This is a genomic window from Lysinibacillus antri (assembly GCF_003977595.1).
Classification (GTDB): domain Bacteria; phylum Bacillota; class Bacilli; order Bacillales_A; family Planococcaceae; genus Ureibacillus; species Ureibacillus antri.
In genome coordinates, this window is record NZ_RYYR01000015.1 from 83719 (window position 1) to 97906 (window position 14188).

The 14188-nt window shown below is 35.8% G+C and carries 20 protein-coding genes; 8 read left to right on the forward strand and 12 right to left on the reverse strand.

Annotation, left to right across the window (positions count from 1 at the left end; translation table 11 throughout):
• Positions 1 to 85 precede the first annotated feature (85 nt).
• Positions 86 to 673 (forward strand): metallophosphoesterase family protein, encoded by a 588-nt coding sequence (locus tag EK386_RS12230; RefSeq protein ID WP_126659455.1) that lies wholly within the window; start codon positions 86 to 88, stop codon positions 671 to 673.
• Positions 674 to 724: 51 nt separating this feature from the next.
• Here EK386_RS12230 and EK386_RS12235 read toward each other — a convergent pair whose 3' ends face one another.
• The 4 genes from EK386_RS12235 to EK386_RS12250 all read right to left on the reverse strand — a co-directional run bounded on the left by EK386_RS12235 (position 725) and on the right by EK386_RS12250 (position 2730).
• The gene (locus tag EK386_RS12235) at positions 725 to 1108 is read right to left on the reverse strand and encodes an SET domain-containing protein (RefSeq protein WP_126659456.1); all 384 of its coding nucleotides are present in this window, start codon (positions 1106 to 1108) and stop codon (positions 725 to 727) included.
• Positions 1109 to 1215: 107 nt separating this feature from the next.
• Positions 1216 to 1986: a DUF817 domain-containing protein gene (locus tag EK386_RS12240; protein WP_126659457.1), complete on the reverse strand. Its 771-nt coding sequence runs from the start codon at positions 1984 to 1986 to the stop codon at positions 1216 to 1218.
• 28 nt (positions 1987 to 2014) lie between these two features.
• Positions 2015 to 2227: a helix-turn-helix domain-containing protein gene (locus EK386_RS12245; protein WP_126659458.1), complete on the reverse strand. Its 213-nt coding sequence runs from the start codon at positions 2225 to 2227 to the stop codon at positions 2015 to 2017.
• An 11-nt stretch (positions 2228 to 2238) separates the two neighbouring features.
• Entirely contained in the window at positions 2239 to 2730 is a 492-nt protein-coding gene (locus tag EK386_RS12250) for a DUF2975 domain-containing protein (protein ID WP_126659459.1), read from the reverse strand.
• Positions 2731 to 2957: 227 nt separating this feature from the next.
• Between EK386_RS12250 and EK386_RS12255 the strand changes: the two genes are divergently transcribed.
• Together EK386_RS12255 and EK386_RS12260 are read left to right on the forward strand one after the other, a co-directional pair.
• Positions 2958 to 3152 carry a hypothetical protein gene (locus tag EK386_RS12255; RefSeq protein WP_126659460.1) on the forward strand — a complete coding sequence of 65 codons (195 nt, stop codon included), beginning with the start codon at positions 2958 to 2960 and terminating at the stop codon, positions 3150 to 3152.
• The gene (locus tag EK386_RS12260) at positions 3152 to 3346 is read left to right on the forward strand and encodes a YwbE family protein (protein WP_126659461.1); all 195 of its coding nucleotides are present in this window, start codon (positions 3152 to 3154) and stop codon (positions 3344 to 3346) included. The genes EK386_RS12255 and EK386_RS12260 overlap by 1 nt, the downstream gene beginning before the upstream one ends.
• Positions 3347 to 3589: 243 nt before the next feature.
• On the opposite strand, the gene EK386_RS12265 is transcribed toward EK386_RS12260, so the two are convergent.
• Complete coding sequence (locus EK386_RS12265; protein ID WP_126659462.1) at positions 3590 to 4462, reverse strand: LysR family transcriptional regulator; 873 nt, start codon at positions 4460 to 4462, stop codon at positions 3590 to 3592.
• 142 nt (positions 4463 to 4604) lie between these two features.
• Here EK386_RS12265 and EK386_RS12270 point away from each other — a divergent pair, with 142 nt between their 5' ends.
• Positions 4605 to 5573, forward strand: coding sequence for a DMT family transporter (locus EK386_RS12270; RefSeq protein ID WP_126659463.1), 969 nt, complete (start codon positions 4605 to 4607; stop codon positions 5571 to 5573).
• 72 nt (positions 5574 to 5645) lie between these two features.
• Here the strand turns inward: EK386_RS12270 and EK386_RS12275 are convergent, their stop codons facing one another.
• Positions 5646 to 5885, reverse strand: coding sequence for a DUF2249 domain-containing protein (locus tag EK386_RS12275; RefSeq protein WP_126659464.1), 240 nt, complete (start codon positions 5883 to 5885; stop codon positions 5646 to 5648).
• A gap of 165 nt (positions 5886 to 6050) precedes the next feature.
• Here EK386_RS12275 and EK386_RS12280 point away from each other — a divergent pair, with 165 nt between their 5' ends.
• On the forward strand, positions 6051 to 6746 hold the full coding sequence (locus EK386_RS12280) for a Crp/Fnr family transcriptional regulator (protein ID WP_126659465.1): 696 nt from the start codon (positions 6051 to 6053) through the stop codon (positions 6744 to 6746).
• Here the strand turns inward: EK386_RS12280 and EK386_RS12285 are convergent.
• The 5 genes from EK386_RS12285 to EK386_RS20575 form a co-directional block, all read right to left on the reverse strand.
• Complete coding sequence (locus tag EK386_RS12285) at positions 6743 to 7300, reverse strand: hypothetical protein (RefSeq protein WP_126659466.1); 558 nt, start codon at positions 7298 to 7300, stop codon at positions 6743 to 6745. The two genes, EK386_RS12280 and EK386_RS12285, sit on opposite strands and share 4 nt — an antisense overlap.
• A gap of 2 nt (positions 7301 to 7302) precedes the next feature.
• Positions 7303 to 7935 carry an SCO family protein gene (locus EK386_RS12290; protein ID WP_126659467.1) on the reverse strand — a complete coding sequence of 211 codons (633 nt, stop codon included), beginning with the start codon at positions 7933 to 7935 and terminating at the stop codon, positions 7303 to 7305.
• 172 nt (positions 7936 to 8107) lie between these two features.
• Entirely contained in the window at positions 8108 to 9802 is a 1695-nt protein-coding gene (locus EK386_RS12295; RefSeq protein WP_246027659.1) for a cbb3-type cytochrome c oxidase subunit I, read from the reverse strand.
• Between the two features lie 13 nt (positions 9803 to 9815).
• Positions 9816 to 10283, reverse strand: a complete 468-nt coding sequence (locus tag EK386_RS12300; RefSeq protein WP_126659468.1) for a cytochrome c oxidase subunit II — start codon at positions 10281 to 10283, stop codon at positions 9816 to 9818.
• A gap of 12 nt (positions 10284 to 10295) precedes the next feature.
• Positions 10296 to 10418: a hypothetical protein gene (locus EK386_RS20575; protein WP_281274262.1), complete on the reverse strand. Its 123-nt coding sequence runs from the start codon at positions 10416 to 10418 to the stop codon at positions 10296 to 10298.
• A gap of 252 nt (positions 10419 to 10670) precedes the next feature.
• On the opposite strand from EK386_RS20575, the gene EK386_RS12305 reads away from it, so the two are divergent.
• Positions 10671 to 11243 carry a YitT family protein gene (locus tag EK386_RS12305; protein ID WP_126659469.1) on the forward strand — a complete coding sequence of 191 codons (573 nt, stop codon included), beginning with the start codon at positions 10671 to 10673 and terminating at the stop codon, positions 11241 to 11243.
• 48 nt (positions 11244 to 11291) lie between these two features.
• On the opposite strand, the gene EK386_RS12310 is transcribed toward EK386_RS12305, so the two are convergent.
• On the reverse strand, positions 11292 to 12173 hold the full coding sequence (locus EK386_RS12310; RefSeq protein WP_126659470.1) for a DMT family transporter: 882 nt from the start codon (positions 12171 to 12173) through the stop codon (positions 11292 to 11294).
• Positions 12174 to 12379: 206 nt separating this feature from the next.
• On the opposite strand from EK386_RS12310, the gene EK386_RS12315 reads away from it, so the two are divergent.
• A complete protein-coding gene (locus EK386_RS12315; protein WP_126659471.1) occupies positions 12380 to 13441 on the forward strand; it encodes a GGDEF domain-containing protein in 1062 nt (353 codons plus the stop codon).
• A 125-nt stretch (positions 13442 to 13566) separates the two neighbouring features.
• Complete coding sequence (locus tag EK386_RS12320; protein ID WP_126659478.1) at positions 13567 to 14061, forward strand: L,D-transpeptidase family protein; 495 nt, start codon at positions 13567 to 13569, stop codon at positions 14059 to 14061.
• Positions 14062 to 14188 lie beyond the last annotated feature (127 nt).

A 14188-nucleotide genomic window follows, 5' to 3' on the forward strand; every position in this document is an offset into this window, starting at 1 on the left:
TTTGAAAGTTCACGAGTTCTCATTATTTTCTTACTTGGCATTCCATTGTATTATATGAGTAGTAAATTTATGGATGGGTGAGCAAATGAAATACGCACTTTTAGGGGATTTACATTCAAATATAGAAGATACCATTGCGGTTTTAAATCATATTCAACAACAAGCACCAACCGCTACCATTTTAGGGTTAGGTGATTTATACGAATGTACCATTGGAAAGAAAAAAGCGAGTACAGTTAACAATGTACCATTAGAAGAAGCTGCAATTGTGAGGGAGGAATTTGAAGAGCTGCTTACTTTTCCATCCATTCGAGGAAATCAAGAAGAACGGATTACCCAAGTGACAGGGATTGAAAGGTTTGCAGCACTGCCTGAAAGTATTGTCATTGAAGGTGCTACACTGCTCCACGGCCATCAAATCGTATGGGACAAACATTGGGAGCCAATTGAATTACCTGTAGCAATTGAAACCCCTTTGCTCTTTTTTGGACATAGTCATCGCAGCGGTATTTATCGTAAAGGAAAAAAGCTTCCACTCACTATTCTCTTTGGCGAAGAATTTCCGTTAATTAAGAAAAAATATTGGATTAACGTTGGATCCGTCGTCGATCACCGAGAATGGTGTTTGTATGATAGTGATGCACGGACGATTACATTTATGAAGGCGAATTAATTATAAAAAGATGCGATCGCTCCAATTAGCAATCGCATCTCCTAATTCCTGTTACTCTTTGTCTTTGTTAAACCACAGTTCATCCATATTATCCACTTCGCCATTATAATTAATTAAAATCTCTTCACCAGCTTTTATGTCTTTGTAAGCAAAGAAATCAAATGTGTGGTTATCGAAATTAATATCATAAACAGCATTTGGTTCATACGAATGGTTAAACAACATCCCATACCCTAGCAGAATCGCCGTATGATTTATTCCATACTCAAACGCATAATCTGCAAGAAGGGTTTTCTCAATATGTTCATGCTGCTCATTTGGATAAGAAATAACAGGTGCTTCATGCAAAAGCTCCCCTTTTTTAATATCACGTGTAGCAAATACCCCTCTATTAAATTCTCCATCACTTAGAGAAGATGTTTTAACTTCAATCATGTGTTCGCCTACTCACTTTTGTATTTTTCTTTCTAAGAATAACATTATTTTGAACATTTAGGGTAAAAAATGCAATTAAAGAGGTTAGAAGCGACTACTAGGAATACTTATTCTAATTGATTTTTTCCCTTCACTTGCTTTAACGTCGCCACAATTAGAAAGCTCACAATCACTAATAAAAGCCAGGAACTCACTTTTCCTAAATGAACGAGACTCCATGCATCCACTTGATTTGGATATTTCCATGCACCAAAATACGTTGCGATATTTTCTGCAATCCATATAAAAAAGCCGATGAGTATGAAGGAAACCGTGAGTGGCATGCGGTAACGAGTTCCACCCACTTCATATGTGACCCAGGACTTCCAAAAAACAAGAATAACGAGCCCTGATAGCCACCAACGAATATCAACCCAATAATGGTGAGTAAAGAAATTCAAATAGATTGCAGCAGCAAGAGGGACAACCATGAATAACGGCGGCCACTTAATCAGTTCCACCTTCAACCTTCTCCATGCCTGACAAAGATAGCTGGCCACACTTGCATACATAAATCCACTATATAAAGGCACTCCAAAAATTTTAAAATACCCTTCCTCTGGGTAAGACCAGGAGCCCATATGCACTTTGAATATTTCAAGTGTAAGGCCAATCAAGTGAAATAATGTGATTACCTTTAGTTCATCCTTTGTTTCAAGACCGGAACGAACCATCCACCACTGCATCAGAAGGCAAATGATAAGCAGCCAATCATACCTCGGAAGGACAGGGAGCGGCAAGATTTGTGTCAAAGCCAATGAGGCAAAAATTACAACAGGAAACAAACAGGATAATGCCTGCTCCCACCCAAAACGAACAAGTTGTTTTAGTGCTCTCATTATTTATGCCTCCAAAGATTTATGCTTATTACTCTTCTTCACTTCGATATTCCAAAATATCGCCAGGTTGACAGTCTAACGCTTTACAAATTGCCTCTAATGTAGCAAATCGAATCGCCTTAGCCTTACCGTTTTTCAAAATAGACAGGTTCGCCATCGTAATGCCGACTTTTTCCGAAAGTTCGGTTACGCTCATTTTCCTTTTTGCTAGCATTACATCAATATTGATTATGATTGCCATTGTTACCACCCCTAGACTGTTAAATCGTTTTCAGATTTTATATGAATCGCTTCTTGTAAAAGTCTTTGGAGAACAGCAGCAAAGACAGCAATCACTAATGGCGCAAATACCATGACCATTCCAACGAGGATCAGACCCGGTGCATCATCAACCTCCGCTAAAATATATACAAACGGCAGGGCTACTACATATAGGACACTGATAATTATGGCACTTTTTTTAATTTTTTTTAGAGCTCTAACGGAAAATTGAGAAAAAGATAGGTTCTTATCAATATAGCTTAGTATGTTAAAGGATTGATATAAAGCAAAGTAAAATGGCACTGCTGAAACATACATAACCATTAACAGACCATAAACCACAAAGGCTATATCCGAACCTCTGTCTGCTGCTTCATGTGCTTCATTGGCAATTTGGGGCAGTAAAAATAAACACGCTGCAAGCACGGGAACACCTATAAGAATGACAGCAATCTTTAAAAAGAGTGTTGATCCTCTTTTCATAAAAAGCACCTCACTTAGTTTTTTGTAAATTGATAATAACACCACATTTATCGTTTTACAATAAATAAATATTGTATATTAAAAAACTTTTGTTGTTTATAATTAGTTATTTCTATAAAACAAGCAATTTCAACCATAAATGCAAATATCCCTACCATTTTCTTTCACAATAAATGAAAATCGATTATACTGGATTCACTATGATCTTTATAAAAGGAGAATTCCCGATGACAGAAAATAATCAATCAGAAGCACCGAAAAAGAAAATGAGCTTACAAGATGCCGTGAAACAACAACTTGAAAATAAAAAGAACAAAGCTTCTAATGGTAAGGGAAATACAAATATGGACCTTTCACCAAAAAAAATGAAAAGCCAGCAGTCGAAAAAAACAAGTAACACTCGTAGAAAAATGGGTGTGTAATGAACGGAAAGAATCGGAAAGACATTGTACCTGGTACGGTGGTTGATATTGTTTTAAAGAAAGATCAGAAAACCGGAAAGCTTACAAGAGGAACTGTGAAAGATATTCTTACTAATTCAAGTACCCATCCCCATGGTATAAAAGTCAGACTAACGGATGGACAAATTGGACGAGTACAGGCGATTCATAATTGAAAATGAAAAAGCATTCAAGGATCGTTACTTCCTTGAATGCTTTTTATTCTCTTATGACTTTTTAGCTTGTCTACTTAAACCAAATACAGCGGAACAGAACATAAATATACTTGTACATAAAAACATAGTAATGCCATTCCATTCATCATTAAGCAACGTAATATTTGTAAGTATGATGAGTTGCATCAAACAAATTGAAACATATAAAACTAGGTTATATTTCATTCTATCCCTCCCCTTCAACTATATATTTTCAATTGATACTTGCTTATTACTTTCAATCGTTTCAATGAATTTCTCCATAGTAGATGTTAAGTACGTATCGGTTCTTTTAATAAATACCGTTTTTATCTTACTATATTTATCTGGTAATGTATGACATTGGATGAGGTCGCTTTGTACCATATGAGTAACGGATGATTTTGGAACAAAGGACACCCCAAGACCCATCGCAACACTCCGTAGAATTGTTTCTAACGTACCGAATTCCATAACCTTTTGCGGTTTTACGTTTTCGTCTTTATACCACGTTTCAAGGCGAGCTCTGTAGCCACACCCTTCACTGAAACATAAAAATGGTTCGTTTTTCAGCTCTTCTAATGTGTAATGACGCATATCAGAAATTACCACAAGCTCTTCATGGAACACTTCATATGATACAAGATCTGGATGAAAGTCTGCTTCCGTAACGAAAGCTCCATCTAACTTATGATTTAGCACATCTTCTTCTAATAATTCCGTAACGCCCGTAAACAAGGACAAATCAACTTTTTTATATTTCTTTATGTAGGAAGAGAGGATTTTCGGTAAATGATAAACTGTTTCTACAGTTCCAATTTCTAATTTTCCAGAGGGTTCATTATTACTTTGGACAGCTTTTTTCATCTCATCTGTTAACATTAATATTTTTTTACTATAGGATAATAGTTTTTTTCCTTCAGGTGTCAAACTCATACCACGACGGTGTCTATTAAACAAAGGCGTGTTCAGTTCTGTTTCTAACTTCTGAATTCTCGAAGTAATATTCGATTGTACATAACTAAACTGTTTGGCTACTTCTGTGATGGTTCCTTTTTCCGCTACCATTTGAAATATTTCCAAGTCTTTAAATTCCACTTTTTCTCAGTCCCTTACTATTTTCTCTCTATTTCTATGATATCAATAAAAATGATGGTATTCATTCCTTTTATTCATTTTACGAGATATCGAAACAGATATAAGATAAATAAGACAATTTTGTGAAAGAGGTAGAAATTCATTGAAAAATAATGTATTACTCGGAGCTGTTTTATGTTTTATTGCGGCTGTGTCATGGGGAGCAATGTTTCCTGTAGCACATGACGCTTTTAAACATATTGATCCTTTCTATTTTACAGTCATTCGATATGGATCGGTTTCGATTATTTTAGTAGCGATATTATTTTGGAAAGAAGGAAAGCAATCCTTTAAATTTGAAGGAAAAGGTCTTCAATTGTGGTTTTTCGGTACAATGGCGTTTACCATTTATAATCTATTTATCTTCTGGGGAGAGGACTTATTAGGTCACTCAGGCGTCATGGTGGCTTCGATTATGGAATCCCTTATGCCGATGATTTCGATTGTTATTGCATGGATCATTTTCAAAAATCGCCCGCATTTATTTACATTAATCTGTGTATTGGTTTCCTTTATCGGTGCAATGTTAGTTATTACAAAAGGCGATATTCAAGGATTCCTTGGTGCAACGAATAATTTTATTCCTTCTATACTTATCTTCATTGCCGTAATTGGATGGGTGATCTATACGATGGGTGGTAGTGAATTTAGCAACTGGTCGGCTTTACGATACTCAACGTTAAGCTGTTTACTTGGAACGATCACAGCGGTTGTGATTACTGGAGGAACAACACTCTTTGGATATACATCCATTCCATCAGTTAATGACATAACAGCCGTAAGTCCGCATTTATTGTTTATGATTATTTTCCCTGGCGTTATTGCATTACTTGGTTGGAATATTGGTGTAAGCATCTTATCACCATTAAATGGATTGTTGTTCATTAACTTTGTGCCCGTTACAACTCTATTAATTTCTATTTTCCAAGGCAATCCTGTAACAACCTTTGATATTATTGGGACGATCTTTATTATCCTATCATTAGTATCAAATAATATATTCATTCGAATGGCGCAGAAGAAAGAAGCGTCTCACCATGTTCAAACGAAATTAAGAGAGCGTATATCTTAACGCATAACAGTCTATTTCTATGGATGAAATCGACTGTTTATTTCTTTCAGCTTAAAATAAAGTTATATTAAATTAATTTTTCCCGATTACGATTCGCCAAAGATCAGGTCCTTGTTCGCGATATTCCCACGTAAATTGACCCTCTCTTTCTATAAGAAACATATAATACAATGGTTTAGGATCATGGTTATTTGTTAATTCCATAAATTCGCCACTGTTTAGCTCATCAAAAGCTTTCATTATACTACGATGACGTATTTTCGGTTCGATGTCTGGTGCATGTAGTGTTTGCTTCATTTGAACGTCATTCATTTTAATTTCCTCCAACTTTTTATATGTAGGGTTTATTATTTTTTTACTACACAAAATAAATGTTACATCCGTTTATAATTAAAATTCCTATTTTTAACTGGAACTATTCCTGTTTATGATAAAGTAGTATATAGAATATTAGTTTAATGCAGAAAGGATGATTTCGTGAATCAGGAATCCATTCAACAACTTCTTCAACGTTTTCCATTGTTTAAAGACTTAACGGATCAAGAAATACAACCGATTGTTCATATAGCAAAGCATCATACTTACCGCCTTGGGACACATATTTTTATGCAAGGCGACCCTTTAACAAATGTATATTTTATTCATCATGGCGCCATCAAAATTTACCGTACTGACACACAAGGGAAAGAACAAATTGTTAACATTCTTAAAGATGGCCAAATGTTTCCCCATCAAGGATTCTTTCGAAAAGGGAATTATCCTGCACATGCTCAAGTGATGGAAGAGGCTGAATTAATTTATATTCCAATTCGTTCATTTGAAGATTTTTTAGTGAAGCACCCGCAAGTTTGTATTAAAATCTTCCGTATTTTAGGTGATAAAATTGTTGATCTTCAAAATCGATTAGAAGAACAAATTTTACACAATACGTACGAGCAAATTATTCTTCTATTAATCCGTTTGGCGAAAAATCATGGTGAGCAATTAGATGATGAACAATATTGTATTAAAACTCAATTTACCAACCGTGACTTAGCCAACATGATTGGCTCTAGCCGAGAAACGGTCAGCCGCACATTAACGTATTTAAAAAAGAAAGCACTTATCAATACGGACGAAAGCGGTAATTTTATTTTAAACATTGAGCAATTGAAAGAAGAAATATTTAACTAAACATATTTCGATTCATCAATAAATATAGTCGATAAGAAATAGATCACAATGCTTGCCGCTAATAATAAGAATCCCCATCCAAGAGCCTTTTGTTCAATGAGTAAATAGTTATTACAAAGTTGTGTTGGTGAAGCAATATAGAGCCATGCCATTAATCCGAAAAGCATGCTTAATAGTACGTAAATGATGTTTTTGCTTACACCAGTTAACTTTGACCAACTATCTCGTAATGGAATACCTGCTAAAAAAGGTAAACTAATAAACTTAAATACTTCAACAATAGGTTCAGTTAATGCCTCATCCATTGTTCTTGGCATTAACCAGTAAATGACGATGATCATAAATAGGGTAATCCCCGGTACCCCATTTTTATTCCAAGTCCCAAAAAATTGTGGAAAATGTTTTTGAAAGAAGGGCGCCAAAAGCATACCTACAATCAATAAAAGCGGCATTTGCATGTGCATATGAATGGCCATGACTGATTCTAGAAATGTAATGACAGGTGGGAGCATTAAAAAGATATATAAAACGAGACCATATTTTGCTTGTTTCATAGTTATTTGCTCCCTTCCCTTTCAAGAATTGTCGTTACACTTTTTGCCGCTTCTTCAATCTCCTGATAATCCATGACTTCAATTAATATGCCATTTGGATCAACTAAATAAAAAGCTGAGTTATGTTGGAAATTGCCATTTTCATCGGGAATGACAATCACGCCAAATTCATTTAATAAATTATCGAGCTCCGTTTGATCTGGAATTCTTGCCATTCGCCAAGTTTCTCCGTCACTTTGGAAATAGGTTCTATATTTGTTCAATACTTTCGGGTCATCATTTGTTGGATCAAAACTGATACTCAAGAAGACAATTTCTTCCCCTATATACTTTTGTGGAATGCGCTTATACACTTCTGCTTGATTTAATTCTAATTGCGGGCAAACATCTGAACACCCAGTATAAATGAATGTAATAAAGACATATTTCCCTTTAAATTCGGAAAATGGATATGTCCTTTCTTTACTATCCTCTAGCGTCACTTCAGGGAAAACGGGATGTTCCTTCATCAATTTATTCACTCTTGCCGTTTCCATCGTATACGCACTAAAACCATCAGTACCGACAAAGAGTAAAACAAATCCGAACATAAGAACAATACCGATAGCGATTGTATTTTTTCTATTAGCGAACATTACAATCACGTCCTAATAAGTTATTAATCTAAAAAGCATCTTCCGTTTTCTTTCTGTCTAGCTCCGAACGCCAGCTCCTCGCGCACTTCGATTCCTTCCTGCACGTGCAAGCACGTTTGTCAGGAATCTCCAGTGCGTATCGGAGCTAAGCGGGCGTTCTCCGCTTTTCTTGTTACCACGTTCTAAACGGTGGTGATCCTGGTGGTGCGTTGAAGATCATGTCAACTAAAGGAATGACATACGCCATTGCCACCACTGCTAGCATTAATACGATAATCATTGTCCAACGCTCCGTCCATTTTGGTGTTGGAAGTGCGTCTTCTTCAGGTTCTGCAATCGGGAATTCCGTTTCGCCTTTTGGTGCTAAGAACATTAGGTTGAATACGATGTAGAACATTAGGATACAACCGATAATTAACAGCGTACCACCAATTGCTAGTAAGAATAAATATGGATCCCAGCCAAGAGCCGTTGCGTTATCTCCATATGTTGTATAGGAAGTTCTTCTTGGAGAACCTTGTAGCCCTACCCAGTGCATTGCACCTGACATTAACGTCATCCCTAATGTCCAAATAATTGTTTGAGCAACACCTATTTTGTTCATCGCTGGCGTTAGAACACGTTTTGTTAAATGTGGTACTAACCAATACACCGCGCCACAGAATGACATAACTACTGATACACCCAATGTTAAATGGAAGTGACCTACGATATACATCGTGTTATGAACTACTTGATTCAATTGGAAGTTTGTTTGAGCAATACCACCTGCACCTGCTGGAATGAAGGAAATCATGGCAATCATTGGTGCAAGGAAACGTACATCTCCCCAAGGTAATACTTTAAACCAGCCGAGTAGACCTTTTGCTCCTTTTTTTCTTCCTGCTCTTTCAAATACGGCAAACATAGCAAATGCTGTCATCATTGAAGGGAATCCAATGGCTAAACTCATAAATACATGCATGAATTTAATCTGTGGCGTAATCCCTGGATCAATAATTTGATGATGGAAACCACCTGTAATATTTAAGATGACTAAAAGAATTACTACTAATCTCGCTAATGAATCACTAAATAATTTCCCGCCAATTAATTTTGGTATCGCAATATACCAAGTAGATACCGCTGTTAAATACCAAATGTTTACGAGCGTATGACCAAAGCTCCAAAATAGCGTACGTGTCAGAATCACGTTAATTGTATCTGTCCAACCAAAAGCCCATGGAAGAATGTATAATACTTCAGCAGTTACACCAAAGCTACCAAAGAATAATAGGACGAACACGCCTGTTGCAAAATACGCTAGTAGTGGTAGATGCTCCCCACGATGATTTTTTCTCCAATGTGCTACATTAATAAATGCGCCAAATGCCGTTACCCAAATACCAATTACAAGAAATACTAAGCCTACATAAAACCAAGGTGATGCTTGCATAGGTGGGTAGAACGTGTACATAACCGATGCATTTCCACGAATAATCGTTGTTGCTACAAACACAACACCAATCACCATTAACCCTAATGCAACCCAGCCCATTTTTCGAACTTTCGGTAGAAGTCCTCCGAGTGTATGGGATAGTGCTGCATAAAAATAACCAATCGTAAATGTTGTGCTGAATACGAGAACTAATAAAACTCCATGCGCTGTAAGTACCTGATAGTAATTTAACCATGCTGGTAATTCTAAAAGCCCCGCGCGGTTAAGGCCTTGCAGTAACCCTAATATTCCTCCAAGTAAAAATGCGATAAATGCAATTCCTATAAACACTAATGAAAGTCTAGCATCCAATGAATTAACGCCAAGTAGTTTCGTTACTTTATCTTTTACAGACGCTTTTTGCATTACGCCTTCTGTGATCGTCGCCATTCTTTTCCCTCCTCTATTTCACCGTAATTGTCGTTGCCATCGCTTGATGACCCGCACCGCAATATTCATTACATAAAACGAGGTATTCTCCTGGTTCATCAAATGTTTGAGTGATTCTTTGTACATACCCCGGCACGATCATTGCATTTAAATTTGTACCTGCTACTTGAAAACCGTGTACAACGTCTTTTGAAGTCATAATAAACGTTACTTCTGCACCTTTTGGTAGTTCAATTTCATTTGGAGTGAACGAGAATACTTGAAGCGTCATCACCACTTCATACGTGTTATCTCCTGTTTTAAAAACTCCCGGATTATCAAAAGGAGCTGTTTCGTCTACCTTTTGTGGATCGATGTGTTCCGTGCCACTTGGTGGTTCCATGTCAAAAGCAAACGCTTGATATCCTGTAATGGCCATTGAAATAACGATAATTGCAACACCAAATATCAGCCATATTTCTTCCATGCGATGTATCTTCATCTTTACTCCTCCTTAAACTCTATCCATATATAAAACTAGAAGTACGATAATAAACAGAATAATTGTTCCTCCAACAAACACGACGGTTGAAAATAATGTTCCTCTTAATGAGTTCTCCTCATTTGTCTTTTTCATGGGGTATTCCTCCTTTAATTTACTGCTTACTTGTATTCTAATTTGAAATGGACTTTGACATAGTGAGCAAAATCACACCCTGTTGGTGATTTTGAACACGGGCGAGGAATAGAGCTAAATGCGATTGGAGTTTTCGCCATGTTACTAAACGCAAAAAATCCCAAAATCAAAAGATGATTTGGGAATGAAAAAACTTCTGTTGCTTGAAAAGAACTCATAAAATGGAACATGTCCAATTGTGAGGGGAATAACATGGTTTACATAAAAAAAGGCTCAGCCATCTTAATAGGAAGCATTTTTCTATCTATAGGCATCAATGCATTCTTAACACCTTATGAAGTATTAGATGGCGGAATTATTGGATTATCGCTTATTTCGTACTATCTATTTCAGCTAAAAATTGGCCTCATGATTATTGTATTAAGTATTCCTATTTTTATATTAGCTTGGTATAAATATAAAAATTATTTTTACAATAGCCTTCATGGATTGCTCATCTCGTCGATCGTAATCGACATTTTAAAGCCTTTACGCGATTTTATACGAATTGATCCCATACTAAGTTCTATTTTCGGCGGTATTTTTGTCGGTCTTGGTATTGGAATTATGTTACGCTTTGAAACTAGTACAGGAGGAACCGACCTACTAGCCCAATTTATTGCAGATAAAATCAACATCAACGTCGGCGTCATTATTTTTATAATAGATGCTCACGTAATTGGCCTTGGGGGATTGTTAATTTCTAAAGAATCGCTAATACTTTCCGTTACAACAATCATTTTTGGTGGGATTACAACAAGTTTCATCACAAGCTGGCATAGATAAAGAACCAAATTAAAAACAGCCGTCTAAACTTGGCGGCTGCTTGAATTTTTATATTAATTTTTCCACACGATTCTTTTTCAAGAAGGCTAATTTTGTTTCGGATATGATAATAGCAATTAAAATTAAGATTGCTCCGATTACCATTCTAGTAGTTAATACTTCGCCTAACAACACGATTGAGAATACCATTCCCCAGAAAGACTCCGTTGATAGAATAATGGCAGCCTTTGTTTCGTTCGTAAATTTCTGTGCGATTGTTTGGAACAAGTAAGCAATCGTTGTTGAGAAAATCGCTAAGTAAAGAATAGAAGATACGGCTTCTGTTTCCATCGAAAAGTTAAACTCGCCTTTGAAAAGTACGACAATCCAAGCAAATACTGCAGCAAAAAACATTTGTACAATTGTTAAAGTAATTGGATCTTCATCTTTGACATATTTGGCTGTATAGAAAATTTGATAAGCAAATGCCACTGCACAGGCTAGTGTAAGCAAATCTCCAATATTTACATCCGCAGATAGCTGTAAAGAAAGGAAACCGATTCCGATAATCGCTAACACTGCGCCAAACAATTCAAATTTATCTATCTTCCTTTTGTAAGCAAGGAATGCGATAAACGGAACAATTACAACGTTCACTGCTGTTAAGAACGCATTTTTTGAAGGTGTTGTAAACTGTAGTCCGACCGTCTGCAATGCAAAAGCGACGTATAAAAAGAAGCCCAGTACAAATCCTTTTTTTATGATTTCACGGTTTAATGTTTTTAACTTTTTATTAAAAATAATGCTTAGTATAATAAAACCTACTAAAAAGCGACCCGCTAATATTTGATAGGGTGTATAATGTTCAAGTGAAATCGCACTCGCAACAAAACCACTTCCCCAAATAACCGCAGTAATACATAACATGATCTCTCCAATATATTTCCGCATAATGTGCCTCCAATTATGTATTTAAACATTCTAATTTATAATTATACAACACGATAAATATATTGGTATATTTATTTCATTAAAGCTTTTTATATCAATTTTTTCATTACAAAAGCATTTAAACTTTTGTGATTGTTTCTATTAAAATTGTTATATTATTAAATAAGAAGTAATACTTGAGCTCAGTATAGAAAAGAGGTGCGCATATGTTCCAATCCATTCTTTCCAATTTAGCAATTATCCTATTAACGCATTTGATCATGAGTATGCTTATGCATTATCGAAAGAGAATAACCTCTTTCACCTATCATACACTTTCTATCATATTAGTCTCTTGTTCTATCATCGCTATGTTTTATTTACCGATCCGATTCGGCGATTTTTGGTTAGATATGCGCTTTATTCCACTTGTATTTTTTGCTTATTTCCACGGCTGGAAAATTGCCATTTCTTCATTAATCATTGCAGGTTTCTGGCGATTTTTAATGGGCGGTGATGGAATGGTCCCTGGTATCCTTTTTGGAATGATTGGTCCAACACTACTTGCATTAGCTTTCCATTCTAGAGCAAATATAGAAAGTAATTATCTTGAAAAACTTAGCCTTCTTATTGGATGTTGGTTAATTTGTGATATTCCGATAATATTTGCCATGCCAAACGGTCTTGAAGTTTTTAAAGATATCGCATTTATTCGAAGTATATCATTTATTATAACAGGCATTATTTGGTACATATTTATTATGCAAAATCGACAGCTGAAGTATTTATATGATGAACTAGAAAAACAAGCTGGGGAAGATCCATTAACAAAACTCCTTAATAAGAGAAAGTTCTTTGATGTAGTTACTGATAAGGTGAAATCTTTGAAACCAAATCATTATATCGCTATGGTCGATATTGATCATTTTAAAAATATTAATGATACTTATGGTCATTTAATTGGGGATAAAATATTAATAGATGTCGCACATATCCTAAAAGATTATGAAACTAAATTTATTCAAGTTGGAAGATATGGTGGCGAAGAGTTTATTATTTATATCGGAAATACTACAAACGAAGATGCAAAGAAATTAATTGAACAAATCCATAAAAAAATTAAAGAACACGAATTTATTATTGATGAGTATCAACATATTAAAATTACGGCCTCTATTGGTTTAGCTAGTTTAGAAGATAATTCAACATTACTTCATACAGTTAATAAAGCTGATATTAATCTATATAGAGCCAAACAAAGCGGACGCAATCGCTTTGTTTGTTCATAAAAACACGTAAATTTTCACATTTGCGTGCTTTTTTCGTACTTCAATTACCGGCATTGCCCTTGTGATTATTCTCTATATCCGTAACATAGTATAAGTACAAATCCATTGTTTGGAGTTGGTTTGTGTTGAAGCATACCGTGAAACGAGGAGAAACCCTCTATCAAATTTCTGTGGATTATCGAACACCATTTTCTTCAATTGTCCGCGCAAATGCTGGGATTAATCCGAATGTTATTTATGTAGGTCAGTCCATCGAAATACCTGGCTTTCCTGACCCGAATACGTTGCCTTATCAAATAGAGGTATCTGTTAATGGAAGATGGCTTCGCTTGAAAAGAGATGGCGTAACTCAAAAACAATACCCAATTGCAGTTGGGAAAATTCTAAACCAAACACCAATTGGAAACTATATTATTATTAATAAAGCACCTAATCCTGGGGGGCCATTTGGGACGATGTGGATGAGCCTGTCCAAGCAAGGCTATGGAATTCATGGAACCAATAATCCAAGCTCCATTGGGCACGCAGTATCAAGAGGATGTATTCGTATGCACAATAAAGATGTAGAAGAGCTAGCAAGAACCATCCCCATTGGAACGCCTGTAAGCATCCATCCATGAAACAACGTGTATAAGGAAACTTATACACGTTGCAGATTGTCGACAAAAGGCTTTCAGAATGGTCTCATTCTGAAAGCCTTTTGTCATTTTTCCGGATTTTTGGGTATTATATCGATTTATTTTAAGC

Excerpts from the sequence above, each read along its gene's own strand:
- EK386_RS12245 (WP_126659458.1), bottom strand. The coding sequence starts at position 2,227 with ATGGCAATCATAATCAATATTGATGTAATGCTAGCAAAAAGGAAAATG.
- EK386_RS12295 (WP_246027659.1), bottom strand. The coding sequence starts at position 9,802 with ATGGCGACGATCACAGAAGGCGTAATGCAAAAAGCGTCTGTAAAAGAT.
- EK386_RS12275 (WP_126659464.1), bottom strand. The coding sequence starts at position 5,885 with ATGAATGACGTTCAAATGAAGCAAACACTACATGCACCAGACATCGAA.
- EK386_RS20575 (WP_281274262.1), bottom strand. The coding sequence starts at position 10,418 with ATGAAAAAGACAAATGAGGAGAACTCATTAAGAGGAACATTATTTTCA.
- EK386_RS12310 (WP_126659470.1), bottom strand. The coding sequence starts at position 12,173 with ATGCGGAAATATATTGGAGAGATCATGTTATGTATTACTGCGGTTATT.
- EK386_RS12315 (WP_126659471.1), top strand. The coding sequence starts at position 12,380 with ATGTTCCAATCCATTCTTTCCAATTTAGCAATTATCCTATTAACGCAT.
- EK386_RS12300 (WP_126659468.1), bottom strand. The coding sequence starts at position 10,283 with ATGAAGATACATCGCATGGAAGAAATATGGCTGATATTTGGTGTTGCA.
- EK386_RS12255 (WP_126659460.1), top strand. The coding sequence starts at position 2,958 with ATGACAGAAAATAATCAATCAGAAGCACCGAAAAAGAAAATGAGCTTA.
- EK386_RS12230 (WP_126659455.1), top strand. The coding sequence starts at position 86 with ATGAAATACGCACTTTTAGGGGATTTACATTCAAATATAGAAGATACC.
- EK386_RS12250 (WP_126659459.1), bottom strand. The coding sequence starts at position 2,730 with ATGAAAAGAGGATCAACACTCTTTTTAAAGATTGCTGTCATTCTTATA.
- EK386_RS12235 (WP_126659456.1), bottom strand. The coding sequence starts at position 1,108 with ATGATTGAAGTTAAAACATCTTCTCTAAGTGATGGAGAATTTAATAGA.
- EK386_RS12290 (WP_126659467.1), bottom strand. The coding sequence starts at position 7,935 with ATGTTCGCTAATAGAAAAAATACAATCGCTATCGGTATTGTTCTTATG.
- EK386_RS12240 (WP_126659457.1), bottom strand. The coding sequence starts at position 1,986 with ATGAGAGCACTAAAACAACTTGTTCGTTTTGGGTGGGAGCAGGCATTA.
- EK386_RS12260 (WP_126659461.1), top strand. The coding sequence starts at position 3,152 with ATGAACGGAAAGAATCGGAAAGACATTGTACCTGGTACGGTGGTTGAT.
- EK386_RS12305 (WP_126659469.1), top strand. The coding sequence starts at position 10,671 with ATGGTTTACATAAAAAAAGGCTCAGCCATCTTAATAGGAAGCATTTTT.
- EK386_RS12285 (WP_126659466.1), bottom strand. The coding sequence starts at position 7,300 with ATGAAACAAGCAAAATATGGTCTCGTTTTATATATCTTTTTAATGCTC.